The 26,684-nt window shown below is 28.5% G+C and carries 22 protein-coding genes and 1 riboswitch; of the genes, 5 read left to right on the top strand and 17 right to left on the bottom strand.

Features of this window, described 5'->3' with window-relative positions; all coding sequences use genetic code 11:
• Window positions 1–2: 2 nt before the first annotated feature.
• The 10 genes from cobJ to WG951_RS01225 form a co-directional block, all read right to left on the bottom strand.
• On the bottom strand, window positions 3–1,379 hold the full coding sequence (gene cobJ / locus WG951_RS01180) for a precorrin-3B C(17)-methyltransferase (RefSeq protein ID WP_105048388.1): 1,377 nt from the start codon (window positions 1,377–1,379) through the stop codon (window positions 3–5).
• Window positions 1,376–2,086: a precorrin-2 C(20)-methyltransferase gene (gene cobI, locus WG951_RS01185; protein ID WP_105048389.1), complete on the bottom strand. Its 711-nt coding sequence runs from the start codon at window positions 2,084–2,086 to the stop codon at window positions 1,376–1,378. The genes cobJ and cobI overlap by 4 nt, the downstream gene beginning before the upstream one ends.
• Window positions 2,083–3,015, bottom strand: a complete 933-nt coding sequence (locus tag WG951_RS01190; RefSeq protein ID WP_105048390.1) for a sirohydrochlorin chelatase — start codon at window positions 3,013–3,015, stop codon at window positions 2,083–2,085. Before WG951_RS01190 ends, cobI begins: the two co-directional genes overlap by 4 nt.
• Complete coding sequence (cobA, locus tag WG951_RS01195) at window positions 3,015–4,562, bottom strand: uroporphyrinogen-III C-methyltransferase (RefSeq protein ID WP_105048391.1); 1,548 nt, start codon at window positions 4,560–4,562, stop codon at window positions 3,015–3,017. Before cobA ends, WG951_RS01190 begins: the two co-directional genes overlap by 1 nt.
• Entirely contained in the window at window positions 4,555–5,364 is an 810-nt protein-coding gene (locus WG951_RS01200) for a (2Fe-2S) ferredoxin domain-containing protein (protein WP_105048392.1), read from the bottom strand. The genes cobA and WG951_RS01200 overlap by 8 nt, the downstream gene beginning before the upstream one ends.
• A 3-nt stretch (window positions 5,365–5,367) precedes the next feature.
• Window positions 5,368–5,772 (bottom strand): hypothetical protein, encoded by a 405-nt coding sequence (locus tag WG951_RS01205; RefSeq protein ID WP_146105255.1) that lies wholly within the window; start codon window positions 5,770–5,772, stop codon window positions 5,368–5,370.
• A 91-nt stretch (window positions 5,773–5,863) separates the two neighbouring features.
• A riboswitch (cobalamin riboswitch) is annotated at window positions 5,864–6,071 on the bottom strand.
• Between the two features lie 18 nt (window positions 6,072–6,089).
• Window positions 6,090–6,617 carry an AAA family ATPase gene (locus WG951_RS01210; RefSeq protein WP_105048394.1) on the bottom strand — a complete coding sequence of 176 codons (528 nt, stop codon included), beginning with the start codon at window positions 6,615–6,617 and terminating at the stop codon, window positions 6,090–6,092.
• A gap of 1 nt (window position 6,618) precedes the next feature.
• The gene (gene cbiB / locus WG951_RS01215; RefSeq protein ID WP_105048395.1) at window positions 6,619–7,551 is read right to left on the bottom strand and encodes an adenosylcobinamide-phosphate synthase CbiB; all 933 of its coding nucleotides are present in this window, start codon (window positions 7,549–7,551) and stop codon (window positions 6,619–6,621) included.
• The gene (locus tag WG951_RS01220) at window positions 7,542–8,549 is read right to left on the bottom strand and encodes a pyridoxal phosphate-dependent aminotransferase (RefSeq protein WP_105048396.1); all 1,008 of its coding nucleotides are present in this window, start codon (window positions 8,547–8,549) and stop codon (window positions 7,542–7,544) included. The genes cbiB and WG951_RS01220 overlap by 10 nt, the downstream gene beginning before the upstream one ends.
• Window positions 8,549–10,006, bottom strand: coding sequence for a cobyric acid synthase (locus WG951_RS01225; RefSeq protein ID WP_105048397.1), 1,458 nt, complete (start codon window positions 10,004–10,006; stop codon window positions 8,549–8,551). The genes WG951_RS01220 and WG951_RS01225 overlap by 1 nt, the downstream gene beginning before the upstream one ends.
• Window positions 10,007–10,501: 495 nt before the next feature.
• On the opposite strand from WG951_RS01225, the gene WG951_RS01230 reads away from it, so the two are divergent.
• The 5 genes from WG951_RS01230 to WG951_RS01250 all read left to right on the top strand — a co-directional run bounded on the left by WG951_RS01230 (window position 10,502) and on the right by WG951_RS01250 (window position 17,076).
• Window positions 10,502–10,834 carry a hypothetical protein gene (locus WG951_RS01230; protein ID WP_146105256.1) on the top strand — a complete coding sequence of 111 codons (333 nt, stop codon included), beginning with the start codon at window positions 10,502–10,504 and terminating at the stop codon, window positions 10,832–10,834.
• A gap of 220 nt (window positions 10,835–11,054) precedes the next feature.
• Window positions 11,055–11,747: an ABC transporter ATP-binding protein gene (locus WG951_RS01235; protein WP_105048399.1), complete on the top strand. Its 693-nt coding sequence runs from the start codon at window positions 11,055–11,057 to the stop codon at window positions 11,745–11,747.
• A 24-nt stretch (window positions 11,748–11,771) separates the two neighbouring features.
• Window positions 11,772–14,276, top strand: a complete 2,505-nt coding sequence (locus WG951_RS01240) for a TonB-dependent receptor (RefSeq protein ID WP_105048400.1) — start codon at window positions 11,772–11,774, stop codon at window positions 14,274–14,276.
• Between the two features lie 5 nt (window positions 14,277–14,281).
• Window positions 14,282–15,727 (top strand): ABC transporter permease, encoded by a 1,446-nt coding sequence (locus tag WG951_RS01245; protein WP_105048401.1) that lies wholly within the window; start codon window positions 14,282–14,284, stop codon window positions 15,725–15,727.
• Window positions 15,728–15,729: 2 nt separating this feature from the next.
• Window positions 15,730–17,076, top strand: a complete 1,347-nt coding sequence (locus WG951_RS01250) for a DUF3526 domain-containing protein (RefSeq protein WP_105048402.1) — start codon at window positions 15,730–15,732, stop codon at window positions 17,074–17,076.
• A 340-nt stretch (window positions 17,077–17,416) separates the two neighbouring features.
• On the opposite strand, the gene WG951_RS01255 is transcribed toward WG951_RS01250, so the two are convergent.
• The 7 genes from WG951_RS01255 to WG951_RS01285 form a co-directional block, all read right to left on the bottom strand.
• Window positions 17,417–18,403: a type II toxin-antitoxin system HipA family toxin gene (locus WG951_RS01255; RefSeq protein WP_105048403.1), complete on the bottom strand. Its 987-nt coding sequence runs from the start codon at window positions 18,401–18,403 to the stop codon at window positions 17,417–17,419.
• 2 nt (window positions 18,404–18,405) lie between these two features.
• On the bottom strand, window positions 18,406–18,729 hold the full coding sequence (locus tag WG951_RS01260; protein ID WP_105048404.1) for a HipA N-terminal domain-containing protein: 324 nt from the start codon (window positions 18,727–18,729) through the stop codon (window positions 18,406–18,408).
• Window positions 18,726–18,944 (bottom strand): helix-turn-helix domain-containing protein, encoded by a 219-nt coding sequence (locus WG951_RS01265; RefSeq protein ID WP_105048405.1) that lies wholly within the window; start codon window positions 18,942–18,944, stop codon window positions 18,726–18,728. The genes WG951_RS01260 and WG951_RS01265 overlap by 4 nt, the downstream gene beginning before the upstream one ends.
• A 753-nt stretch (window positions 18,945–19,697) precedes the next feature.
• Complete coding sequence (locus WG951_RS01270) at window positions 19,698–21,278, bottom strand: sigma-54-dependent transcriptional regulator (RefSeq protein WP_105048406.1); 1,581 nt, start codon at window positions 21,276–21,278, stop codon at window positions 19,698–19,700.
• On the bottom strand, window positions 21,268–22,752 hold the full coding sequence (locus tag WG951_RS01275) for a phospholipase D-like domain-containing protein (protein ID WP_105048407.1): 1,485 nt from the start codon (window positions 22,750–22,752) through the stop codon (window positions 21,268–21,270). Before WG951_RS01275 ends, WG951_RS01270 begins: the two co-directional genes overlap by 11 nt.
• A 9-nt stretch (window positions 22,753–22,761) precedes the next feature.
• Window positions 22,762–23,832 (bottom strand): hypothetical protein, encoded by a 1,071-nt coding sequence (locus WG951_RS01280; RefSeq protein ID WP_105048408.1) that lies wholly within the window; start codon window positions 23,830–23,832, stop codon window positions 22,762–22,764.
• 6 nt (window positions 23,833–23,838) lie between these two features.
• A complete protein-coding gene (locus tag WG951_RS01285) occupies window positions 23,839–26,682 on the bottom strand; it encodes an AAA domain-containing protein (RefSeq protein WP_105048409.1) in 2,844 nt (947 codons plus the stop codon).
• Window positions 26,683–26,684 lie beyond the last annotated feature (2 nt).

The raw sequence follows: 26,684 nt of genomic DNA on the forward strand, positions 1-26,684 counted from the left end.
TTTTAAGATTTAAAATAAGTTAAAGCTTCAGGTAATGTAAAAGCAGCATTTACAATTGCTGCAGCAACATTACTGCCACCTCTGTTACCTTCTATAATTACCCAATTTGTGTTATTTGTTTGCGATAATTGTTCTTTAGCTTCTAAAACATTTACAAAACCAACAGGAACACCCACAACTCCTGCAGGTTTAAAATTGTTGTTATCTCTTATTTGGTCTACAATTTCGAATAAAGCAGTAGGAGCATTTCCAACAACATATAAAGCATTCGGATGCTTTTCAATAGCTTTTCTAATTCCTGCTTGAGAACGCGTAATATTTGCTGATTTGGCTAACTCTTGTACATCTTCATCATTTAATAAACAATGTATTTGATTATCATATTCTTTGATGAATGCTTTTGTAATTCCCGCTTGTACCATGGTAACATCGGTAACAATTTCTCCACCATTTTTAAGATACTCATGCCAGTTTTCAATAACTTGTGGAGAAGCTGAATAATGGTTGAAATCTTCTAAAATTCCTGTGGTATGAATAACTCTTGTTATTGCCCATTTATTAGCAATAGAAAAAGGCAATTCTTTAATATGTTGGGTAACAATTCTAAAACTTTCTTGCTGAATTTCTTTACCTGTATGTGGTTTTCTGTTAAGGTAACCTCTGGGTGTTACTAAATAATTTTTAAACTGATAGGTTTGTGAATTACCAATCATCACCAAACAAAACATATCTACATCTTCAGGATTAAATTCTCCTAAAGTGGTGATTTTAATTTCTTCTTCAGGACGCGTTACGTGTCTAACGATAGCGACTGGAGTAGAAGGGGCACGTTCTTCTAAAAATATTTTTTGAAGTTTCCCTAACTGCCAATGTCTTTTTTTACTTTTAGGATTGTATAAACTAGTAACAAAATCGCCCATGGCAGCGGCCTTAATTCTTTGTTCAATTTTGTTCCAAGGTGTCATTAAATCTGATAAAGAAATACAACAAAAATCATGACCTAAAGGAGCTCCCAATTTACTTCCTGCAGCTAAAAAAGCAGAAACTCCAGGTAGCGTTTCTAATTCTATATCGTTTTGGTTTTCTTTGGATACTACTTCGTAAACGATGGCTGCCATCGCATAAATACTTGCATCACCAGAACCAATAACTACTACATATTTATCTTCTTGCGCCTTTTCTACAGCTTTATGTGCTCTTGCTTCTTCTTTACCTAAGGGCATAGAAATTAGCTCAGCATCTTCTTTAAAAAGTGTTTGACCAAATTGAAAATAATAGTCGTACCCAATAACAACATCTGCTTTTTGTAAAGCATTTTTAACTACGGGTAACATATAATTGATATCTCCAGGACCTAAGCCTGCAACGGTTATTTTCATTTGTTTATTTTTTTAATAATCATAAGAGAAAAATAAGGGGTTTCTCTTTGGTTTGCGGTTTGCCAACTGTTTGTAATAAATTGTTTGTCTGTTCCTAAGCGTTCTGCATAGGTAATACTGTGTTTTTTTTGATCAATTACAGCGGTAATAATATCGATAACAGATATTATTTTCATCAATACTACGGTATCAAAATTAGCAATAGCTTCTTGTAATTCTTCTTTAGTTTGTATGCGTGGAATAATGGTTACTTTTTCATTTTGCAAGCACAACGGTGTTTTACTTTCTGATGCTAAATTTAAATAAGATGTAATGCCAGGAATTAAGTCTATCGTTAATTTGTGTGTTTTAATTTTTTCTAATAGATAAGAAAAAGAGCTAAACGTACTAAGGTCTCCTTCACTAACTATTACTATGGATAACCCTTTGTTATAATCTGCAAGTATTTGCTGAAAAGCAGTTTCGTAAGTCTCGTTCACATGGTTTCTTCCTAAATCCATCTTTAGATAAAAACCGACTAATTTTTCTGAATCTAACTTATAATGGTCTAAGATTGATAAAGAATAGCTAGCCTTTCTTCCTCCTTTAAACAAAGAGCCCGGGTAGTATATTTTATCAGCTTGCTGTAATGCTTTTAAACCTTTTAGGGTAATCAAATCAGGATCACCAGGTCCTAAGGAAACGCCTTGTATTTTTCCTACCATCATATTCCTAAACCTTTTTTAATTTTAGTAAATACGCTATTTTTTTGTCCTACTTTTTCATCTTCTTCAAACAGAACTCCTTTTACACCTAAATGATGTCCCATTTGTTCTTTTCCTATTTCAGATTCTAGACCTACAATTTGTTTACGGTATTTACACATTTGGCAATTCATGTTTGCTGTTCCGTTAATGGCTTCTTCTAAACGCTCATCAAAGGCTTTTAAAATTAACTCGTCACTACCAAAAGCTTGTGTGTAAACGTGTTCTAACGGAGAGGTTTCGCTAAAATCTCTTATTTGCTTATAAATACGTTCTAAAAGAATTCCTGTGAAAAAGAAAAAAGGAATGGCAATAGTACGTTTAAATTCCATTTTACTAGTGAGTTCTAAACTTTTGGTAACGCTTGGGTAAGCAGTACCACTGTAGGCAACGGTTGTAAACCCAAACCCCATTCCTTCACCCAGCATACAAGCTAGTTTGTGAACATCAGAATTGGCATCGGTATCGGTTGTTCCTCTACCAACCACCATTAAACAAACGTCTTTTCTGTCCATTACAGAATGTTTACTTTCTTCTTCTAAAACTCTTTTTTGAGCTAATTCTAATAAAAATGAATTCACGCCTAAGTGTTTTCCCATTTTTATGGTTAAATCACTATAGTAACTCTGAATAGTATTCATTTCATAAGGAATATCATTCTTGGCATGCGAACCTGCAAAAAGAATAATAGGCAATGCATAAATTTCACGAATCCCTTTTTGATACATACGCTCAATTGAGGCTTCGTAAACAGGGTGGTTAAATTCTAAGAAGCCATAATCTACTTCATATTCAGTATAACGAGCTTGTAATTGAGATACCAATTCTTTAAAAGCTTCGGTTCCAGATTTTGTTCTGCTACCATGTCCGCAAAGTAAAATTCCTTTTTTCATTATCTAATTGGTTTTACACCTACTAAAAATACGACAGGCATTTGTAGTGGTGTTTTTATTATATCGTCTTGTATGTTACCTAAGGTTGATGAAAGTAAAACTTCATCTTCTCTAGAAACATTTGAAATTGCATTGATAGGAATGTCTTCGGTACCACAAACTTCTATCAGTTTAGGTATCATTTTAGCTAAACTTTTAGAGGCCATATAAAGCGCCAAGGTTGTTCCTGATTTTAGCATATTACCAATTCCTCTAAATTGTGCGGTTGAATAATTTGCGGTATGTGCAGTGCAAATTAAAACAGCATTTGAGTGTCCTCTTTCGGTAATTGGTATGTTTAATGAATTAGCAGCAGCTAAGGCTGCAGTAACTCCAGGTACAACTGTAAAAGGAAGTTTATGTGCTGTTAAAAAACGTGCTTCTTCTGCGGCTCTTCCATAAATATAAGGGTCTCCAGATTTTATACGAACAACTTTATCTCCTTGTTCACAATGCATTTTCATCAATCTATTAATATTGTTCTGGCGTGTTTCTTGATCTTCTTTATCGCCAAATTTACGCCCCACATAAATCCGTTTAGCTTGTGTGTTGATCTCTAATATTTCATCAGAAATTAAATTATCGTGTAAAATAATTTCCGCGTTTTCAATGGCGTTAAAAGCTTTTAATGTTAATAGATTTTTATTACCAGGACCAGCACCAACAATAGATATTTCTGGTAAATGTTCTTTTGTGTAAATCCATTCAGGATTCGAAAACTGATACTTAAAATTAAGTAATGATTTCGATTTAGAATTGTCAACTATTTTATAATAGGTTTCTTTTGATGAACCAAAAATAGGAGCAGGTAAGTTTAATTTAATAGCTGCGTTTTCATAAAAGTCTTTTCTTTTAGGATGTACATCTGCGCAACCATTTATAATTTCTCCAAAACAGTTTTGTTCTAAAATTGTTTCAATTAAACCGATAGCATCTTTTTGATGAATAAGATTAATAGGAATGTTTGGGTTTTTTAGTTCCCTCTTTTTCGCTAAAAATCTCCCAGGATGACGTTTAGGTCCAATTAATCCGGATAATCGTAAAATAGTTAAGTTGCTACCAAAATGTTCTTGTAATAACTCTTCTGCTTTCACTAATGCGTGTCCAGATGCTTTTTCTGGAAGACAAGTTACAGTTTCATCTATAAGCTCGTTGTTGTTTTGATATACCGATGTAGAGCTTACAAAAATAACCTTTGTAGTTTTAGGCGTGTGCGCTATAATCTGAGCTATTTGTGATGGATGTATCGTTTCTATATTATCAATTCGTTTTGGTGGAAAATTTATAATAAGCGTTGTTGTTTCTGCAATAAAAGATTCCCAGTCTCCAATAATAGTATCAGATTCAACGTTTATTCTACAAGTATGAAAAGAATATTTAGATATGGATTTTAGAGGTTCTAATGTAGCCGTACTTCCATTAATTGAATAACCACTTTTTTGAAGCTTCAAAGCAAGTGGCAAACCCAACCAGCCTAATCCTAATATGGAAATATGTTGTTTATTCATGATTTTTAAAATCTAGATGTACGTTTTGTAATTGTATTTTAGTACAATATTCCCAAGCTTTATTATTTAGAGAATCGAATTCAATCTTACCTAAAATTTTTCCAAATTTATTTTTAAAACGAATACCTTTTTGCTGTGTTTCTTTTTGAAAATAATATTCTGTACTAGAAATTTTAGCTTGTTGTAATTCTTTATTTTCTTTAGGAACAGCTGCAATAGTAAATGGTATTGCTGTTGTTTCTGTATGTAATTCTAATGTGTATGTTTTAGAATAGTCTAAAGAGATGATCTCTTGAAACGAAATTCTTTTTTCATCCGAAGAAATTAAAGAAACTCCTTTAGGATTCTCTAATAGATATAAAAACAATGGGTATAAATATTGGTCAGAACTAAAACCTTTGGTTATAAAACATTCACCTAATTCGGTATCATTTTTTAATTCGAACGGTTTTGGTTTTATAGGAGCAATTTCATTATCCGAAGCTTGTTCTTGCCAACCTTTTTTGTATAACAATTCAGAATTAACAAGTGGCGCATTATCAAGATGCCTTTTTACAATGGGCGTAATTTTTTCTGGTGTAAGTTCTTTATACCAATTTTGCCCAGGGTACACAATGCAAGTTGGTGCATCTTCACATCTACCATTACATCTTGTTTTAATAGTGTGTGTATCATTCCAATGCCCATTGTTACGTAAATAAGCTCTTGCTGTTCTTATAACTTTTTCACTTCCTGCTTTCTGACAGGAACCTCCGTCACAAAAGAAAAAAGTATGTGTTGTATTTGCTATATTTTTTCCCATATTTTAAAAGAAATGTGTTAAACTTATTTTTGCTAAAAATGGAGTTCCAGGTGTAAAATGAATATCATCTACAGGTATTGTTTTTCCTTGTAATAGTGAAGAATTGTAAAAAAGGGCTTCTCTCCATTCTTTATCAAATAAATTTTCCAGGGATACACCTATTTGATATTTAGGAATTGCGTATTTTACAACAAAATTGGTTGCATAATCATTATAAAAATTTTCTGGTGTTATAGAAAATTTACTAACTTCATTTGTGGTTGTTAAAAGTGTTTTGTTTGTAGTTTGTACACGTACTTGTAAAATTGTTAACTGTGTTTCAACATCAGTTACCTTACCTTTAAGGGTTTTGTTTTGCGTGAATATGGATTGTGAAAAACACGTTATCCATAAACTGCATAAAATCAATTTTTGCATTTAAAAACGAAATTAAGCAGGTAGGGAAAGAAAATATGAAAAAAACATAATTCTCTAACTCTTTACCCGAGAGTTACTATTATAAATCATTGTAATATTGGCAGGTCTCCTGACTTAGCTTAACTTTCATTTACCTTCCCATAGTTTTAATTACTACAGTGGTTTTTATTAATGAAGCCTTTAATAAGCTTTACAGTTGCGGGAACAGTTTTGGATTTACACCAAATTCCCTTTTAATTCTATATTCTAAAAATTACTAAAGAATAAGAAACCATATAACGAGACAAATGTATAGATAATTTTTTGAATTATAAGATTGAATCTAGAATGAGTTGCTTTCTTTTAATAGGAGAAGATTTTGGAAGCATTATAATTTTGAACCCCTTTTTTTTATATTGTTCTAACAACGCTTTTTCTAATTTTAAACAATAATCAAATTCTTGTAATCTCTGTGCATCTTGACAGTAAATATCAAACCAAGTTGGAGCAAAAAAGACCGTTTTATGGTATGTTTTTAAATAAGGAAAGTTATGTAAATATTTAGGGACTATTTTGTTTTCTACAGTTAAATAAGCTTCTAAATCGAGTAATGATCTATCACAAATTCTTGTATCGGTATTTAATAATTCTTGTTTTGTTTTTTTAAAGACAAGATTAGTAAAACGCTTTATGTTAGACCAAGGCATTCCATCTCTGTTGTTTTTTTGTTCATCAATAATTACCTTTCTAGAAACTTCATCCATACAAGGAAACGTGTCTTTTAAAAGATTTATTAAGGTTGTTTTACCTGTTCCAGGTGCGCCTGTAATAATATATTTTTTTTGAAAATTAACCATATTAGAATAGTAGTAACAATCCAATCATCAAAAGAAAAAAAAGTATGCTTGTTATGTAATTTATGTTACTTACTGTTTTAATTTCTTCATGTTTAATTGTTCGATTGTTACTTCCTATAAAAGGTTTGTCAACCAATTTACCATGATAATAATTAGGCCCACCAAACTGGCAATCTAAAATATATGCTAAAGCAGCTTCTGGATACCCTGCATTCGGACTGCTATGTTTCTTTCCTTCTTTAAAAATAAATGAGAATCCTTTTAATTTAAAGGTAACAACTAACATTAATACTCCCGTAATTCTTGCAGGAATATAATTAGCAACATCATCTAATATTGCTGCAAATTTTCCGAAGAAGAAATAACGGTCACTTTTGTAACCAATCATAGAATCTAGCGTGTTAATCATTTTATAAGCCATTGCACCAGGAACTCCTAAGATTAAAAAATAAAATAATGGAGCAATTACACCATCACTTAAATTTTCTGCCATGGTTTCGAAAGTAGCAACTCTAATTTGTTGTTCGCTTAACTTGTTCGTTTCACGTCCTACAATCCATGATAAACGTTTACGACCGGCTTCTAAACCTTCCTTTTTTAAAACATTAAAAACAGCATTTCCTTCTTTTACTAGTGTTTTATTGGCTAAACAATAAAATAGCATAAGTACAGAAAAAGCAATTGCTATAAATTGAAAATCATAAGCGTTTAGATACTTTATGATGAAATACGGCGTAATAAAAGTAGTACTAACTAATAGAATGGTTAATAAAGCACCTTTTAAAAACTTAGACTTGTTTTTATTGAGTAATTTTTCTCCTAAAGAAATACTATTTCCAAAAGCGATAATTAAATGTGGTAGTTTTTTTGGGTCTCCTATAATTAAATCTAAAACAAAAGCAATAATTAATATGTAAATAGTACTTAAATCCATTCTTTTAAGGCTTTAATTAAAATACTATTCGCTTCTTTGCTTTGTGTAGCTACACGAATATATTCTCCTTCTAGTTTATTAAAATTAGTTGCATCTCTAACTAAAATTTGATGGTTGACAATTAAGTGTTCCTTTAATTCTTTTGCAGAATGATGTAATAATTCAACTAAAAAATAAGAAGTGTTACTGTCACAAACTCTGATATCTTTTAATGTTGCTAACTGCCCTTTAAAAATAATAGTTTCTGCTATTAATTTTGAAGCGTTAAACTGGATGTTTTTGTAGTTATTGAAAATATATTCACCTGCTTTTATAGCAAGCGTATTTACACTCCAAGGCATTTTTAATTCCAATAGCTTTTCTATGTTTGATGAATCTGAAATAACATATCCTAAACGTAAACCAGGAATTGTAAATGTTTTGGTTAACGAACGGACAATAATTAAATTCGAGTATGTTTTAGTTAACGATACGATTGATGTTAATTTATCCGTAAATTCAATATAAGCTTCGTCAATAATAAAGGTAGTCTCAGGTTTTTGTTGAAATAAAAGTTCTAATTCATCATTAGAAAATATGTGACCAGTAGGATTATTTGGGTTACAAATATATATTAGGTCTGCTTTGGCCTCTTTTATTTCTGATCTAGAGATTAATTTATAATTTAAATTGAAGATTTTACAAGAATCTTCATATTCTGCAAAAGTAGGAGCTACGATAGCTGCTTTTTTATCAGAAAATAATTGAGCGATAAGATAAAATGCTTCTGTTGCACCGTTGGTGAATAAAAATTGATTGCTATTAAGTCGGAATTTCTTAGCCGCCAAAATATTTAATTCATTGGCAATAGGCGAGGGGTAACTTTCAATTTGATGAATGTTTTTTGATACCTCGTTGAGTAATGCTTTTGGACAACCTTTATAATACACATTTGAGCTAAAATTATATTTAATTTCTCCATCAATTAAATGAAGGTCATCACCATGTCCGTTTAACATTATTGTGCGCTATTTTTTAAGATGGTTGCCATATCTAAGTTATTATCTATCCAATCTGCTAACTTATCAAATTGTGCTGCTTTAAAAGCTTTGTAATTTATGGCCTTAGCGTTAGGGTATTTTAATTGTAGTAATTCGGTAACTATTTCTTGATTATCAAAAATGCCGTGTAAATAGGTTCCCCAACTTTTATTTCCATCAAAATAACCTTCTTCTTTTCCGTTGATAAGATTCAGGTGTTTGTTTATTGGAACTGATGTTTCTCCCATGTGAATTTCGTAACCTTCAAAAATTTCTTTTAAATCTTTAAAAAGAAAATTACGTTGAACAGTTTGTTTGGTTTTAGAAAGTGTTGTTTCTATATCGAATAAATCTAATCCGTCTACAGATTTAATAGTACTTTCTACAGAAAAAGGATCTTTAATATTTTTTCCTAACATTTGATAACCACCACAAATTCCGATAATAGGTGTTTGGTTGTATTTATCTTTAATAATTGTATCAAGACCATCTTCTTTTAAACTAATTAAATCTTCGATGGTATTTTTTGTTCCAGGAATTATGATAACATCAGCTTTATTTATTTCCTCAGAATCTCTTGTAAAATATAGGTTGATTAAAGGTTCTTGTTCTAAAGACTGAAAATCAGTATAATTAGACATATAATGCAATCTTATAATTGCAATGTTTAATTTATTTTCTACAGCTGTTGTGTTTCTATTATTTAAAGCTACGGAATCTTCTTCTTCAATTATAATATCTTTTGCATAAGGTAAGATTCCTAAAATAGGAATCCCTGTTAATTCTTCTAATTTTTTTTTTCCATCAACAAACAAAGCAGGGTCTCCTCTAAATTTATTAATAATAATTCCTTTTATAAGTTTACGTTCCCAAGGTTCTAGTAATTCAATAGTACCGTAAACACTACCAAATACGCCACCTTTGTCGATATCTGCAATTAAATAAACACAAGCATTGGCTGCTTCGGCCATTCTCATGTTTACAATATCTCTATGTTTTAAGTTTAGTTCGCTAATACTACCAGCACCTTCCATTACAATAGGATTGTGTTTTAAAGCTAATTGTTTAAATGAATTTTTAGCTTCTTCGAAAAGGTGTTTTTTATTATCACCTAAAAAATATTCTTTAGCAGTTTGATCGCCAATAGGCTTTCCGTGTAAAATAATTTGCGATTTATTTACCGAAGACGGTTTTAATAAAATAGGGTTCATTTCTACCGTTGGCGGAATGCCACAAGCTTCTGCTTGTACTGCTTGAGCTCTGCCTATTTCTAAGTTATCTGGTGTAGAAAAACTATTTAAAGACATATTTTGAGCTTTAAACGGAGCAGGTTGGTAGCCTTTTTGTTTTAGCCATCTACAAATACCTGTTGTAACCCAGCTCTTACCAACATCAGAACCTGTACCAACGAGCATTATAGGTTGTAGTTTTTCCATCTTATTTTTTTGGAAACAAAAATATTGAATTATTAATACTTTAGATATAGATATTTATTTAAATACAGATTTTTTATTTAAAAATGATTGCTTATGTGAAAGTGTTGGTTTATCTAATGTGAATTTGAGCAATTAAAAGTTTCTTTTGATAAAAAAAGTACTGCTGAAATGTTTGCAGGATATTGTGTAATGGGGTGTTAATGTTAATCTTATAAGTGGTGTTTGTTGGTCATTTTGATTTAAAAATAATAGTTCATTAATTGTATGAATCTAATAATTAACTTTAAAAGAACAAATTTTCTTCCTGATAAAATATTGCTATATTTTAAAGTGATTGTAACAGTTTGAGTTTACTAAAGCTATATTCTTTTAGCTGTTGTTTAGTGGATTAATTTACAAATATTATTAGAGTTATCGTACTTGATAATTTTTTTATTTTTTTACAAATTACTTTATTTTATTAAAAAATAAAAAGAAACTTAATATATTTGCATCGTGAATTTTTTAATAAGAACATTAAGTTTATTTCTATCTGTTGTCATTTTAATGACTCACCTTATTGCTCTTGATCATTCATTTGAACATCATTCAGAACACAAACAACATTCTTTATTTTCTTTAAACAAAGAAAAAGTAATCGATATAAATAATAATTGCTCTTTATGTGATATATATTTAAATATTCAACTTTCTAAAGACTCAACCTTTACTTATACTTTATTAACTCCTAAGTTAATCTTAAATACTATTTTAGGAAAAGATAATAGCTTTACATCAGTTATCTTAAATCTAAAAAAATCTAGAGCACCACCTATTTTTATTGCTTAACATAATAAACATTACTACTACTTACACACCATTTTAAACTAAATAGTGTGTAAAGTATTTATTCTTTATTTTTTAGTGTTCACTTAATATTACATACTAATTATATTTATTAACTTTTTATTTTTAATTAGACTAATTAAAAATAAAAAGTTAATATAAAGGTTTACAATTAATTTTAGGTATAGAAAAACTTACAATTTAACTTATTAAAAATTTAAATATGCTACAAGCAAAAATGCTTTGTAAGCGTTATGATGATAAATCTGCGCTTAAAGACTTATGCCTTTCAGTAAATCCTGGAGAAATTTTTTGTCTACTAGGACAAAATGGAGCAGGTAAAACAACAACCATTAATATTTTTTTAGGCTTAATAGCGCCTACATCAGGAGAAGCTTTAATAGACAATGTTTCGGTAACAGATAGTAAATCTAAAAGAAGTGCAATAGCTTATATTCCAGAAACAGTTCAGTTATATAGTAACTTATCTGGTTTAGAAAATTTAGATTTCTTTAGCAAATTAGCGGGTTTTAATTATAAGAAAAACGAATTAATAAGTTTTTTAAAACAAGCAAATTTACAAGAAGAGTCATATTCTAAAAAACTATCTACTTATTCTAAAGGAATGCGCCAAAAAGTGGGTATTGCAGTGGCTTTGGCAAAAAATGCTTCTTATATTTTAATGGACGAACCAACTTCTGGATTAGATCCACAAGCATCTGTAGAATTCGCAAAAACGTGCAGAGAATTAGCCTCTAAAGGTGTAGGGATTTTTATGGCTACACATGATATTTTTAATGCAGTAAATATTGGTTCTAAAATTGGGATTATGAAAGAGGGAACTCTAATTCATACAACAGAAACAAAAAATATTTCTGCGCAAGAATTACAAGATTTATACATTAAAACAATTTAACAATTACAAACCACTAAACTAAAAATGAATTTTAAAAACATCGTATTCGCAATTTTATTATTGACTATACAACTAGGTTTTTCTCAATCTAAAATAAAAGGAAAAATTTTAGATTCAGAAAAAATAGCAATTGAGGGAGCAAACATTCTTTTAATAAATAAAGCGAATAAACAAAAAGGAGTTACATCAAATTCTGAAGGAAATTTTAGTATCGAAATACATCAATCAGGAATTTACAACATAAATATCTCTTATATTGGATTTGAAACTTATAGTAAAGAGATTACATTATCTAGCAATCAAAATATAGATTTAGGAACTATTATTTTAGAAGATTCTGCTGAATTACTACAATCAATTGAAGTAATAGGTAGAGTTCGAAAAGATTATAATAGTGATTATTCTTTTTCTGCAACAAAAACCGCAATTAAGAATAAAGAGTTACCACAAGCTGTAGCATCAGTAACCAAAGAATTACTAGCAGATCGTCAAGCATTTCAATTAGTAGACGCTGTAAAAACTGTAAGTAGTGTTGCTGCTACAGGTTTATATAATCATTACAACATTAGAGGTATTACACAAGCAGATGATGGACAAGTGCTTAACGGAATGAGAACTCGTCAGTATTATTTTCTACAACCAATAACCTCACATTTAGAACGTGTAGAAGTAATTAAAGGTCCATCATCTGTAACATTCTCAAGTGCAGATCCTGGAGGAACTGTAAATATGGTAACTAAAAAACCATTGGCAGAAAAAAGAAGTTCAATAGGTTTTACTACAGGAAGTTTTGGAACTTTAAGAGCAACAGCAGATTTCACTGGACCATTAAATGAAGAAAAAACTTTATTATATCGTTTTAACGCAGCTTATCAAGATGCAGATTCTTTTAGAGATGTAATAAATAATAATGCTATTTTAATTAACCCTTCTTTAAGTTATGTTCCAAATGAAAAAACTTCATTTAATGTTGAAATGATTTATAATAATGCAGAAGGAAATTTAGATAGAGGTCAGCCAATTTTTGGGTCAATTAATGGTGAATATGATATAGATAGCACACCTATTACAATGAGTGTAAGTGCTTCTAACGATCATTACAAAACTAATGAGTTAATATTTATGGCAAACTTTAGTCAAAAATTTACTGATAACTTTGGTTTTAACGCACAGTTTATGAAGCAAACTTGGGATGAAGATTTAGCAGAACATAGAGTTGGTGGATCAATGGTAGATATTGATGGAAATGTAATTCCTACACTAGTAAGATTAAGATATGATGAAAGACAACAATTTTGGGAAACAAATAATTTTAGTGCTTACTTTAATTATGACATCAAAACAGAAAAAATTACTAATAAATTTTTAGTAGGTTATGATGCTTCACGTTGGGAAAGAAAAATTGGTGCTGGTTGGTTTAGAGCTAGAAGATATTTAACAGTAAGTGGTGGGCAAGCTAATTTTGATCCTGCTAATGCAGATAATTTTCAGCAAATGACTATAGATGGTGTAACAATGCCTGTGCCTGCAGGTGCTTATTTTGATTTAGAAAACCCTTTTAATGGAGCTAGAGATACAAGCGGTTATGGAATTTCTAATTTATCTCAATACCTACCAGCAAATTTAAATAGTTCAAATGGTTTTTATATTCAAAATCAGTTTAAGGTTGGTAAATTTTCTGCTTTATTAAACTTAAGATATGAAACTTTTACAGATATTTTTGATTACAAAGGAGATGAGCAAGAATTTAAAACAAGTGCTTTTGTACCAAGAATAGGTTTAACTTACGAAGTAACCAAAGATATTAGTGCTTACGCAACTTATTTAGAAGGATTTCAACCACATACAAATACAGTATCATTATCACCAACTGCAGAAGGTTTCTTTTGGTCAGCTTCACCAGCAAAATTTGATCCGTTAGAAAGTACCTTATATGAAATAGGAGCAAAAGGGGAGTTTTTAAACGGAAAAATATTTGCAAACTTTGCAATTTTTAATATCACTCAAAAAAATATTTTATTAGGTGATACTTACGATTTGGATAACTTAACAACAAGAGGAGAACAAAGTAGTAGAGGTTTTGAAACAGATATTTCTGGTTATGTTTTACCAAATTTACAACTAACAGCTTCTTATGCATATACAAATGCGACTATTGAAGAAGATGCTATTGCAGAATTTATTGGAGAAAGAATTGGAGGTTCACCAAAACATAATGCAAATTTTTGGGGACGTTATGATTTTGTAAATAAAACTTTAAAAGAAATTGGTATTGGTTTTGGAGCTCAATATTTAGGAGATAGATATACATGGTACAACCCAACATATGCTACAGATAGAGTATTATTGCCAGAATATACAGTTTTTGATGCTGCTGTATATTATAAGCCAGATAATACAGGTATTCAATTAACACTTAAAGTAAATAATTTATTTGATAAAACATATTGGTTAGGTGGTTTAAATCCTTCTAGGCTAGGTCCTGGTACGCCAAGAAATGTATTATTAAATGCAACTTATAACTTTTAAATTTTATGAAAAAATCAGTTGTTATTTTAATAGCAAAACAATTTTTTAAAAAGGCCTTTAGTAATAAAGGTCTTTTACCTCTTTTAGTTATTTTTTTGGTTGTTTTAGCTTATGTAACTACAAATAGTTGGATAGCTTTTGAAAAGCATCATCATGTTGTAGAACATCATCAAGAAGAATCTAGAAAAAGTTGGGATGAAAACCCAGATAAGCATCCACATAGAATGGCACATTTTGGGTCGTTTACATTTCGTTTGCAACATCCATTAAGTATTTTTGATTCTGGTATAGAAAGTTATACTGGTAATACTATCTTTTTAGAAGCACATAAACAAAATACAGCTAATTTTTCTGAAGCTAGTTTATCTACAGGTTTAGTACGTTTTGGTGATTTAAATATTACCATGTTACTACAACTTATTTTACCTTTAATAATATTTTTCTTAGGGTATGCCTCAATTACATCAGAAAAAGAAAACGGAACTTTAAAGATAATTCATGTACAAGGCGCTGCTATAAAAGAAATTCTTTTAGGTAAATCGTTGGGTTTGTTCTTTATTTCTGCAATTTTCTTTTTACCAGCTTTATTGTCTTTATGGAGTATTTCTTTTTTAGAAAATGATATAATTAACAGTTCAATACTATCTAGATCTTTGTTGATTAGTATAAGTTATGTCATATTTTATATAATTTTATGTTGCATAACTGTAATTGTTTCTGGTAAAAGTAAAAATTCAAGTAAGGCTTTATTAACCTTATTAGGAGTTTGGTTACTATTTTTTATCATTACTCCTAAAATAGCACAAGTTGTTGGTAATTCTATGTATCCTAATCTTTCAAAAATAGCATTTAAAGAAGCTATTGAATTAGAAACGTCTAAAAGAGGGGATAGTCATAACCCAAATGATCCTTATTTTAATAGTTTAAGAGATTCCATTTTAAAAGCAAATAATGTTACCGACGTAAAAGATTTACCAATAAATTATAGTGGTTTTCTAATGAGTAAAGGTGAGGAACAATCAGCAAAAATTTATAATAATCAACATAATAAATTGATTGATACTTACCGAAAACAAAATAGTATTACCAATAATTTAGTATTGTTAAATCCTTATTTGGCAATTAAAAATGTTTCAATGAGTTTTTCTGGAACAGATTTTAATACTTACGTAAATTTCTTGTCGCAAACAGAAGATTACAGGTACAAACAATCTCAATATATGAATGAATTACAGATGAAATTTATCAGTAACAAAGCAACAAGTAGTGAAGGTAAAATTAATGTAATTGATAAATCTTATTGGAAAGCTGCTCCTAAGTTTAACTACGAGTTTATATCAGTTTATCAAACCATAAAAACGCAATTAATAGCTATTGTAACTCTTGTTGTATGGTTGTTATTAACACTATTATTTATGACCAAATTTTCTAATCGATTTAAAATTATTTAGCTATGTATTTTATATTAATCAAACAATTTTTTAGATCAAAAACGGTATTATTAGCTTTTGGAATACTTATGATTTTAGGAATTTTAAGTATTGGAACAGGAAAACAATTTTTAACTCAAAAGCAGGAAGTAATTGCTAAAACGACGATTCAACAAAAAAAACATATAGAAACACAAAGCCACCTTCATAAAGATGATTTAGGCCTATTATTATACTATTTAAAGTTTTCATTTATAAATCCAGTAAATTCTTTGGCAGGAATATCTATTGGGCAAAGTGATTTAAATTCACACATCCAAAATGTAACTATTTTAAATTTAGAAGGTCAAAAATATGATACAGATTTAGTAAACCCAATGCGTTTACATGTTGGTAATTTAGATATTAGTTTTTTAATTATTTTCCTATTTCCATTAATTATAATCTCTTTAAATTTTAATATTTTATCAGAAGAAATAGAAAATGGTACTTGGAAAATGATTGTTATTCAAGGTAAATCATCGTTTCAATATTTATTAAAGAAATTATCTATTAGAGTGTTTTTTGTTCTTGCCATTTTAGGGGTTTTGCTGCTATTAACTAAAATTATTTTAGATATTCCTTTTAGTAAAGGATTTTTACAAATTGTAATAATGAGCTATTTATACGTGTTATTTTGGTACTCAATCTGCTTTTTTGTTATTTTACTAAGGAAATCATCAAATACAAATGCAATTGTATTGTTAAGTAGTTGGTTAATTTTAGTTGTTTTCTTGCCGGTTTTGGTAAACAATTATGTAACCAATAAATACCCCGTAGAAGAGGCTTTTACTATGACAATTAAGCAAAGGGATGAGTATCATAAAAAATGGGATACAGATAAAAAAGAGACTTTAGATAAGTTTTATGCTCATTACCCTCAGTTTTCGGAATATAAATTACAAGAAGAAGGTTTTTCTTGGTTATGGTATTATGCTATGCAGCAAATGGGAGATGATGAATCTAAGCAGGAGCGAGATGCTATGTATAATAAGATTGAAAAAAGAGAGAAATTAAGTAAAAATATTGCTCAATTTTTTCCTCCATTACAAGTACAATTGGCTATGAATGATATTGCAAACACAAGTTTAACACATCAAGTAAATTTTTTGAATGCAACTACTAAATTTCATGAAGAAATGCGTTTGCAATTTTATCCTAAAATTTTTGAAAATGTACCTGCAAATAAAATAGATTGGAAGAAATACAAACCAGAATTTTTTAAAACAACCAATAGCTTTAATCTCTTTGATAATATTCTTTATATGTTTATAATCAGTTTGTCTTTAATAGGTTTTAGTGTAATTAAAAATCTGAAGTATTTTAAATAAAAGAAAAAGCTAAATGTGTACATAAAAAATGATATTAAAAATAATACTAATTTAATATCATTTTTTTTATTAAAGTCATACCAAAGAAACCTAAAGGAAAACAAAGCTATTTCCCAATACAAAATGTAAGATTCCTTTTAAATAAAGGGTTTATGGGTGATGGGGTGGAGTGTAGGTGTAAGGTTTTATCTTCTTTTGTTTGATTAAGTTAAGTAAAAGAAAATAAATAAAATCTAATTTTTATACGTCATGAGCTATAAATACGACTCATATAGCTCATTTTTTATTATGATTTGATAGAATATTTCATAGAAAGTAAGCTATATATAAAAACTAAACGCTAATCACGTAATAACTTTTTAAGCCTAGTTTGGTAACCTTGCGTGTAATTTCGTTTCATTTTTTCGTTTAAGAAAGAAGCTTCAATAAGTGTTAAAACTTTATTTTGTTTTGACGTTAAATTTTCAAAAACTTTTTCTACCTGTTTTTTTGAAATACCTGCTTGTTCACCTAAAATATAGAATTGATTTGTAATTTTTCCCTGTGCTAAATTTGTTGGTAATAAACCTTCTTCTAAAGCAAAATCGTTATCCTCTATATGAATTCTACTATTTAATAAATCGTAAGCAGGACTTAATTTAAAATCACCCAAAGGAGTTTCTATTAGTGAGAAGTTTTTAAAATGAGCATCACCGTTAGAAAATAAATAATTAAATAAAATCAACTTAAATAATTTGATGGACTCTATTGTATAAGCAGGAGTATATTTTTTTAAAATTGTAAAAAGCTCTAAGTAATTTCCAACATATTTAAAATCTTCCCCATGTGTTTGTGGTGATCTTTTTGCTAAGGCAGCAAAATCTTCTTGAGCCCATTTAGTACCATCATCTTTAATATCAAAACGTCTAGTAATATATGCAGGATTTCCATTTTTAAAAAAAATAAGTGCATTTTCTGCGGTTTCAATATCAAATACTTGTCTTGCAATTTGCATTGTTACATGCTCGTTAGCTGGCATTTGATTTGAGTTTTTACCTACGTTTGGTATGGGTTTTAAAATATATTGACCTTGTTCACTTTCTTGTATTAATCGTAATTTATTTTTTTCTAATAAAACAGAAAATTTTTCTTGAACACCAGAAATAGACATTCGTTTTCTATTATCAGTAAATAAAGCATCTGTGTTTTCATTACTTGCAGGTGAATCATAATTTAAAATAGGACTTACTTTTTTTCCATAAAAGACCCGTCTTAAAGCAGTATTGCTATATGTTTTATAATCTTTTGCAAGTGTACTTGGACAATTTGTTATCTGTGGTAAAGACATTGTTAATCTATTTTTTTAATGGTAACAGCTCCAATAGTATCATATTTAGCTGTTGTTATTAAGATTCCGAATTCATCTTTAGTATCTATTCTGTTTTCAAAACAAACCGTTTGTTTATTAGACCCTTCTGGTAGCATGTTGTAAAAAAAAGGAAATAGATATTTTGATTGATATTCTTGCTGTGTTTTAGGTAAGGTTAAACTAATTGCAGGTTTATTTGTATCATTAAACCATAGCTTATGATATTTAAAAACAAAACCTCCATTATCTAACTGTGTTAATAGACCAGCAGCTTCTTTTTTATATAATACTTCTACTTGTCTCATGGTTTATTATTTAGATCTTTAACGGTAAATATCAATTCCATACCTAGTGCATTACCTAATTTGTTTAAGGTTTCTAGAGTAGGGTTTCCTTTGCCGCTTTCAAACTTCTTTAATGTTCGCAAACCAACTCCAGAAAGATCTGCAAGTATTTCTTGCGTTACATCTAGATTATCTCTACGTGTTTTTATTGCATTTATTAAATCTTGTGAGTGCATTATATGGCTCTTTTAATGTAAATATATACATTATTTTTTATAAATTACATGATAAGTGCTTTTTAGTGCACTTTTTTTGTTTTATTTTGATTTTTACAACCTAATTGATAATAAAGGTGCTGTATAGTGCACTATTTATGTTTTTCACCACCTTAACGAAGTGAAACAAGCAAAGATTTGAGATAAGGAGGTGCAACGACTTAGTGATAATTTTGAGTAGTTGAATGAGATAAGATTACTCTCTTGTTATATAATCAAAAGTCATTAATTCGCGATTCGCGAATCTCGAATTAAACTATTAGATGTTTAAATTTATATTTTTACAACTACTTAATCATTTGAAAATCAAGTTTTTTTAACGTTTAAGAATAGACACAAGTTGATTAATTATGTGGTTTTTTTTATTGTTTAGTTTGTTAAAAGCATCAAGTGTTAATTAATATTTTTAGAAAAAGAAAATCGACTATCCCCCTTCAATATAGAGGAAATAAAAAAAAATAGTTAAGTTTTTTACTGATTTTTTTTTATTCTTTTCTACAATATGTATTATTCCTTTTACTTAAAGGATTTATTGGGTGTTGAGTGTAGGTGTAAGGTTTTGTTTTCTTTTAGTTGATATAGTCAGGTAAAAGAAGGTGTCAGAATTTTTAAGTTGTTTAATATTTGAGGTAATAATACTGAAATGAAAAAAAAAGTATCCATAATATTATATTTAGAAAATGTTTTCTCTGTCATTAATCTATTTTAATCTATCTATTTTAATCTATCCATTTTAATGTCTTTAGAAAGCATGCTTTCTGAGCGATTTAAACGTATAGAAGCTTCTTTTTTATCACCATAAGTATCAATAGACCACTCAGCTAATTCTTTATTGAATTTGGCCACTATTTCATTATAGGTTTTTCCTTTAACAAAATAAGTTTCTTTAGTTTCTATTCTCTCAATATTCCATTTTTCAAATTCATTAATAGCCTTGTCAATAGCAATATCTTTTTTATGGCTTTCAAAATAAAAGGCAAGTATGTGAGAAGCTAACTTTTGCATATCCCTAAAATTACCTAGTAGTTTTTTTGATTTTAAAAAAGCATGAATTTTTTCATCCCAAATTAAGCTTGGAGCATTATCAAAACTAGCTATATCATTCCAAACGCTTTCCCAATTATGAACAAAATCTTCTCTACATTCTCTTAAGCAAGGGATTTCTACAATAAATCTAGAGATTCTATCAAAGAAATCAAGATCTAACTTATTGCTTCTAAGATTTTCATAACTATTATTACTTGCAGCTATCAATCTGAAATTTGTTTTTTCTGCTTGCGATGAACCTAATGGGAAATATTTACCTGTTTGCAACACTTGAATTAATTGTCGTTGTAATGGTTTAGATAAATCTTGAACTTCATCTAAAAATAGGATACCTCCGTTTTTAAAGTTTGATAATATTCCATCTTTATCTTTATCTGCTCCAGTAAACGCTCCTTTTTTGTAACCAAACAATTCAGATTTCATTAATTCTTCTGAAAATGTACCACATGCTAATTCTGAAAAAGGATAATCTTTATTATATTTTTTCACAATTAACTCTCTAACATAAGTAGATTTTCCAGTACCTCTTTCACCTAATAGTAGTATTGAAGTATTTGGTATGTGTGAAAATAACATAAGTTTATCTTCCGCTTCCTTTCTTCTTATAGATTTTGTTTCATTAGTGTTTAATTCAACTGTATTATTAATATGTTTCTTATTTAATAATTCACTTAAAAAGATATTAGGTTTAAATTTAATCTCTTCTAAATATGTTTTATCCTTTGTTTTATCATATTGACTAGACCATAGTGTGGTGTTTAAAGGTAAATAACCTGCTGAATTAAGCATCAACCAAACCACATGCATTTGAGGTGTTCCTGGAGAAATGTTTATATGTAAATCTATATTGTCCTTGCTATAAAAATTATCTTTAATAAATTTAATTAAACTATCATAAATAGATTGATAGTTGGTAACTCCGCTAATAGATATTCTTTTATTTTCGAATTTAGGTAATGTTTCTGTTTCTAATTTTATAGACTCACTAATTCTACGATTTTCACTTAGTCTATCCCTAATCCTTTTGTCGTCAAAACTCTTTAAAACTTCTCTATATTTTTTTCTTTCAAAAAAAACATCAATTTCAGCTAAATTTTCATTTGATAAATTCTGGTTCTGTAAATAATATACTTTACTTATAGCTACTTTATTTTCTAATAATAATGATTTTAAAACTTTTGCGGTAACAATAAAACCATTATTAAAAGCATCCCAGGTTAAAAGTATTTGTTTGTTTTTATTTTGCATATACTTTTATGTTTTTATCGAGCTTATTTAGTTTATACAGGAAATTACGAATATTACTGATTTTAGAAGTGTTTAACAATAATGCTTTTTCTGTTTTTTGTTTTTTATTTTTTCCTGTTTTTATTTCGACTATTTCACTCTCAGCATTAATAGTTTCAATTTTGGTATATTTATCTACTGTTTCTAGTTGAGCTATTACTTCTACAGTTTCAATTTTAAACAAAGAATCCTTAGGTTCTTTAATTGATAGTAAAGTTAATAATTTATTTAGCGTTTTTACATGATGTTTTTTTCTGTCAATATTTTCTTCATTTATCTTAATTATAGGTTCTAATTTACTAGTACTATCCAATTTTTGATAAGAGTCTATTTTGGCAAGCTTTCTTTCATAAAAATATTCATAAGGAAACGTATTTTTCCAAGTTTCATATATTTTTAATAAATCATTTTTTTGCTCCACAATTAATTTTAATCCAACTTCAAAACCTGTATCCATTCCGTGTTCTTCAAAATTAGCTGAAAAAACATAAGCTTCTTTATTATCAATAATTATAGACTTAGCATGAATTAAGGGGTGACAGAAGACCTTTGCACCATGTTTAGCTAAAACTTCAATATGATCTTTTATGGTTTTTAATCTTGGTCTACAAAATACAGTAACTTTCACGCCTGTTTTTAGTTTATCTAGAATACATTGTGATAATTTATGATTTATATCTAAACCAAATGTAGAAAACTGTATCTCTTGTTCCGCTTTTGAGACAGCTTTCAATAAAGTTGTTTTTAATTTTGAAAGTTCTTTATTTGGTGAGGTTAATAGGATTTCTTTTGGTTGAACTGTTTCAAATCTATTAATAGGTTTAACTTTATCAAATTGTGATGATTGCGTTTGCTCATCTGTTGTGTGATTCCAAAAATGATGCACGAATACCTGAAAGAGTTCTTTTGTTTTAGCTATTGAAAGTTCTACAGCCAATTCTGGATTTTCATAAAAAGGTTTTTTATTAAAATTACCTGTAAAAATATATCCTTTTGGATTTTTTTTAGGATCTATTAAAATAAATTTAGCATGTAAATTACCTGCTTGTCTATGAACAAAATTATTTTTAAACTTTTCTTCTAGCATAGTTTTATATTCTTTTGTAATAAAACTATCTTCTTCTTCATACGGATTAAATTTTAACTTTGCTTCAGCACACCCCATTATAAAAACCCTTACATCTCTTTCTTGTTTTGCTTTTAATAAAGCATCTATTATTTGAGTATCCTGAATTAAAAATGACTGTAAACAAATCATTTCCTGAGCCAATTCTATAACTGTAATTATTTTATGAAACAAAACACCGTTTTTACCAGATTCCATTACTGATAAGTTATTATTCTCAGTACTTATCCACTTTTTTTCTGTTGGGATAAAAATATTTTTCAATATCTTTTTATTTTCGAAACTCTTTTTGTAAATTAATTCTTTCATTCCTTTTTCTTAGTAATTTAAATAATCAATAGTTTCTAATTTTACTTTTTTATAAAAATCTTCTTTTCCAAACACATCTATTAATTGTTGTCTGCTTATTGTATTTACTAAATCGTCCTTATACAATTGAAATTCATTTGCTATTTTATTTTCAAATGCATTGTAATCTTCATCTGATAGAAAATATTTATTCACTCTTTTTTTAAGCAAATTTTCAAACCACTCTCTAGCTTCTTTAATGTTTTTTGGGTTTACGGAAATATTAGGAATGGTAATAGCATTAAAATAAGTGTTTCTGTAAAAAGGTGTTTCTATAATATGATTTCTTACTAGTGAGAGATCTTGAATATTAAAATCTGTTAGTATGATATTTTCTGTAAGTATATAGTTTTCTTGAAATTCGTTTATTAGAATAGTCTCCAGAGCTTTTGATTTTTTTATTATTTCATTTGCTCTAAAATCTGCTAATGTAATTTCGCTATAAGTGTCATAAAATGTAATTATTACAGTCTCGGTACTTGTTTCTAAAAATTTAATTTGATCTTCTATCTTATCTATTGTAAAATCACCACTTTTAAGTTTTATTACTTCGGTATTATTTATTAAATCAGCTAATTCATAATTAATTTTTGTTGTTTCTATCTTTTTATCTTCATCATACTTTAATTCAGTTAGCTTAATTATTTTAGGAGTAAACTCATTCTCTTCAGTTACCCAAATTTCTAAAAGCCCATTTCTTTTATCGTAAAAATCATTAGTTTCAATAGATTGTCTACCAAATTCCGTTAATTTGTAGTAAGTATTTTGATTTTCAATAAACCATTCCTCTTCATTTTTTTTAATAGATCCATTATAATCTTCCTCAAAATACTCCATGGAAGTAAGTCTTATTAATAGATTTTCGCATGCTCTTAAAGATAAAGGTTGCATCAATTCTTCAAATAGAATTTCTGGAGTTAATAGTCCTCCTTCTTCATTTGCTAATTGTAAAACGGACATAAAGGGAGATTTTGCTATTTTTACTTTATAATCTGCTAAAACTCTGTATTTATTTATTCGTATATCTTTTGTTAATTCCATTTTTTTCTACCTGTTTAATCTATTATCCACACTACTTGCAATTTCTTTAAGCGCCATTAATTGAGCTCTTTTTGATAACCAATTTTTATTACCATAAAGAATGAGCTTATAACGTGATCTAGTTAATGCTACGTTTAATCGATTAGGACTGTTGTAAAATGCTTTTCTAGTTGCCTTTGTAAAAGACAACAATACCATATCTGCTTCATCGCCTTGAAATTTATCTACAGTACTTAATGTGATTTCTACATTATTCTTAGTGAAAAATTTATGCTTACTATGTTGATTTGTCAGTTTTCTTAACATATACTTTAATTCTAGAACTTGAGCACTATAAAAGGTTAGAACAGCAATTTCATACTTGGCATTACTGCTTTTGGGGTTTAATTTTGCTTGCTCTATAAACTCTTCTAATTCATCTTTTATGTTCTTAACTTCGGTTGGGTTTATGTTTTTTGAAAGACCTCTTTTATTTCGTTTTCTAAATGTCTCATCATTATTAGCCATCCAAATCACTTTACTTTCATTAGGTTTATACCATTTTATAAGGTTTTTCCTATCGATAACAGTATTTGCTGTTTCTAAATTTTCGTTTTTATAAAAATATTTTCTAGAAAGATTGGCAATCTCTTTTTCCATTCTATGCTGGTAGGATAATGATTGAAACTTATTCTCTTTTATTCCTTTAAAATCATTAAACCCTTTATAAATTAATTTATCTTCAATATATTGCTCACCATTTTTTGTTTCTCTAGATTTTTCTCCAACTCCTACTTGCAATAGCTCTAATATTGAAGGAAGTGCAACTCTTCTAATTTTTTCAATATCATTCCTATATTTAAAAGGTACCAAAGTATTAAACTCATTTATTAGTTCTTCATTTAAATTGGGCTCAAGCCTATATTGATACATTTGACTTAAATTACTACCAACTAATTCCTTCCATTCTTGAGTTTTATCGCTTATAAATTCATATGAATAAAACGCATTCTTTTTAGAACTTTTACTGTTTTTATGAAATGATTTTTGCCTATTACCAAAATCTGTTTGATCTATTTTACCTTCAAATACTTGAGCTTTTACATAAAGATGATTTGCTATAATTTTTTTATGTGTTCTAGTTGGTTCGCAAATTATTAGATCTACACTATTTAGTCTTAAAATATTTTTTTCAGAATTTTCAAAATTAGACGGTATTTTAAAAACTTCATAGTTTTTGAAATCATTTTCAGTATGGTTTTTAGAAAACAAAATTTTTACAATTTTTTTATTCCATTTTTCTTTAGAAAGTAATTTCTTATTTAACTCATAAGTAAAGTATATTTTTTTCTTTTCCTCTACATCTTTTATAACCGCATCTATATTCTCATTAATAAAGTCGTCTTCTGTGTAAGGTGATAATTGTTTTACATCTCCAACTAATATCCATTTTTTAGCATATAAAGCAGGAACTATAAAATCTAAAAAAGTAACCTTAGAACTTTCATCCACAATCATAACATCAAACATTTCTTGAATTCCACCTCTCTTAATATCTGGGTGTTGTAGAATACCAATCATGGTTCCACCAACTAAATTTGCAGATTTTAGAATAATATCATCAAAACCAGATTCAGAAGTTTTATTTGTTATGCTGTCTAATAATGTTTTACTACTATTCTTGTTATTTATAGCTCTTAAGTTTTTAGCAATTTCAGTTTTTGTTTTAGCGATAAAATTATTAAGCTCATAAGGTTCAACACTTTCTTTTCTGATGCTTCCCAAATCAGAAGCTATTCTGATAGGAACAACTAAGCCTTCGCATTGTTCTTTATAAGAGGTAAGTATTCTATGAATTACATTATCTACAGCAACATGTGTTGCAGAAACCAATAAAACACGTTTGTTTTGTTTTATTAGTTGGATAATAAGCTCAATAATAGCTGTAGTTTTTCCTGAACCCGGTGGACCTTCTAATAATGCAAAATCTTTAGTTTTTAAGGCTTTTTTTACAAAGTTTTGTTGCTCCAAAGTTCCGTCAAATTGATTTGGTTTGTTTAAAATTTCGAAGTTTAATTCTTGATTGGAATACTCAATGTTGTCTTCGAAATAAGATTCTGCCTTGTTTGATAAATCAAACAACTTTTGTAAAGGTGTATGTTCAACAAGAGGTTTGTTTTTTAAATTTTGAATAGCATCTAATTGCTTTCGTAGTTGGTGGTCATTTGCTTTTAAATAAACATTCTCAATTTTCTCAGAAGTATCTAAAACAATATATTTTTCAACGGCATTTCTAGATTTAATGTATAATTCATTCGCTTTATTGTTATTTTTATTAGCACTTGGTTTTTCTGTATATATTGTTTTAATGCCTCTTTCAAATAATTCTTCCTCAATTTTTTTTGAATCCTTCTCTTTAAGTTTGTCCAATTCAACACCATAAACAACTGCACATTTTAATGAAATGGTAATAGGTTTATTACTTATTTTTATTTTTGCTATTTTAGCAATATCAGTAGTTTTTAGAACTATATATTTCTCTTTATTACTTGTATGCTTAATTTCAATTTTATTCTCTGAATTGTTTATTGAAATTTTACTCAAATTTTCTTTAAATACTATTTCATTAATTTCTTCTGATTCTTTATTTGAAAAATTATTCAACCTTAAATAATACCTAAATTCCTTTACTTTTATAGGGATTCTAATAGCTCCAGTTTTTTGAACAACGTTTATACTTTTTTCTATATAATTTTCATAATCTCTTAATCCATATCGAACACCATCTAAAATTTTTCCTTTAGAAAAATCATTATCGTCTGTTGCTACCGAATTTTGATAATGTAAATTTGTCTTATTTTTATCTATCATGT

Origin of the sequence: Polaribacter butkevichii (genome assembly GCF_038024105.1) — a bacterium.
In the GTDB taxonomy this organism is placed as follows: domain Bacteria; phylum Bacteroidota; class Bacteroidia; order Flavobacteriales; family Flavobacteriaceae; genus Polaribacter; species Polaribacter butkevichii.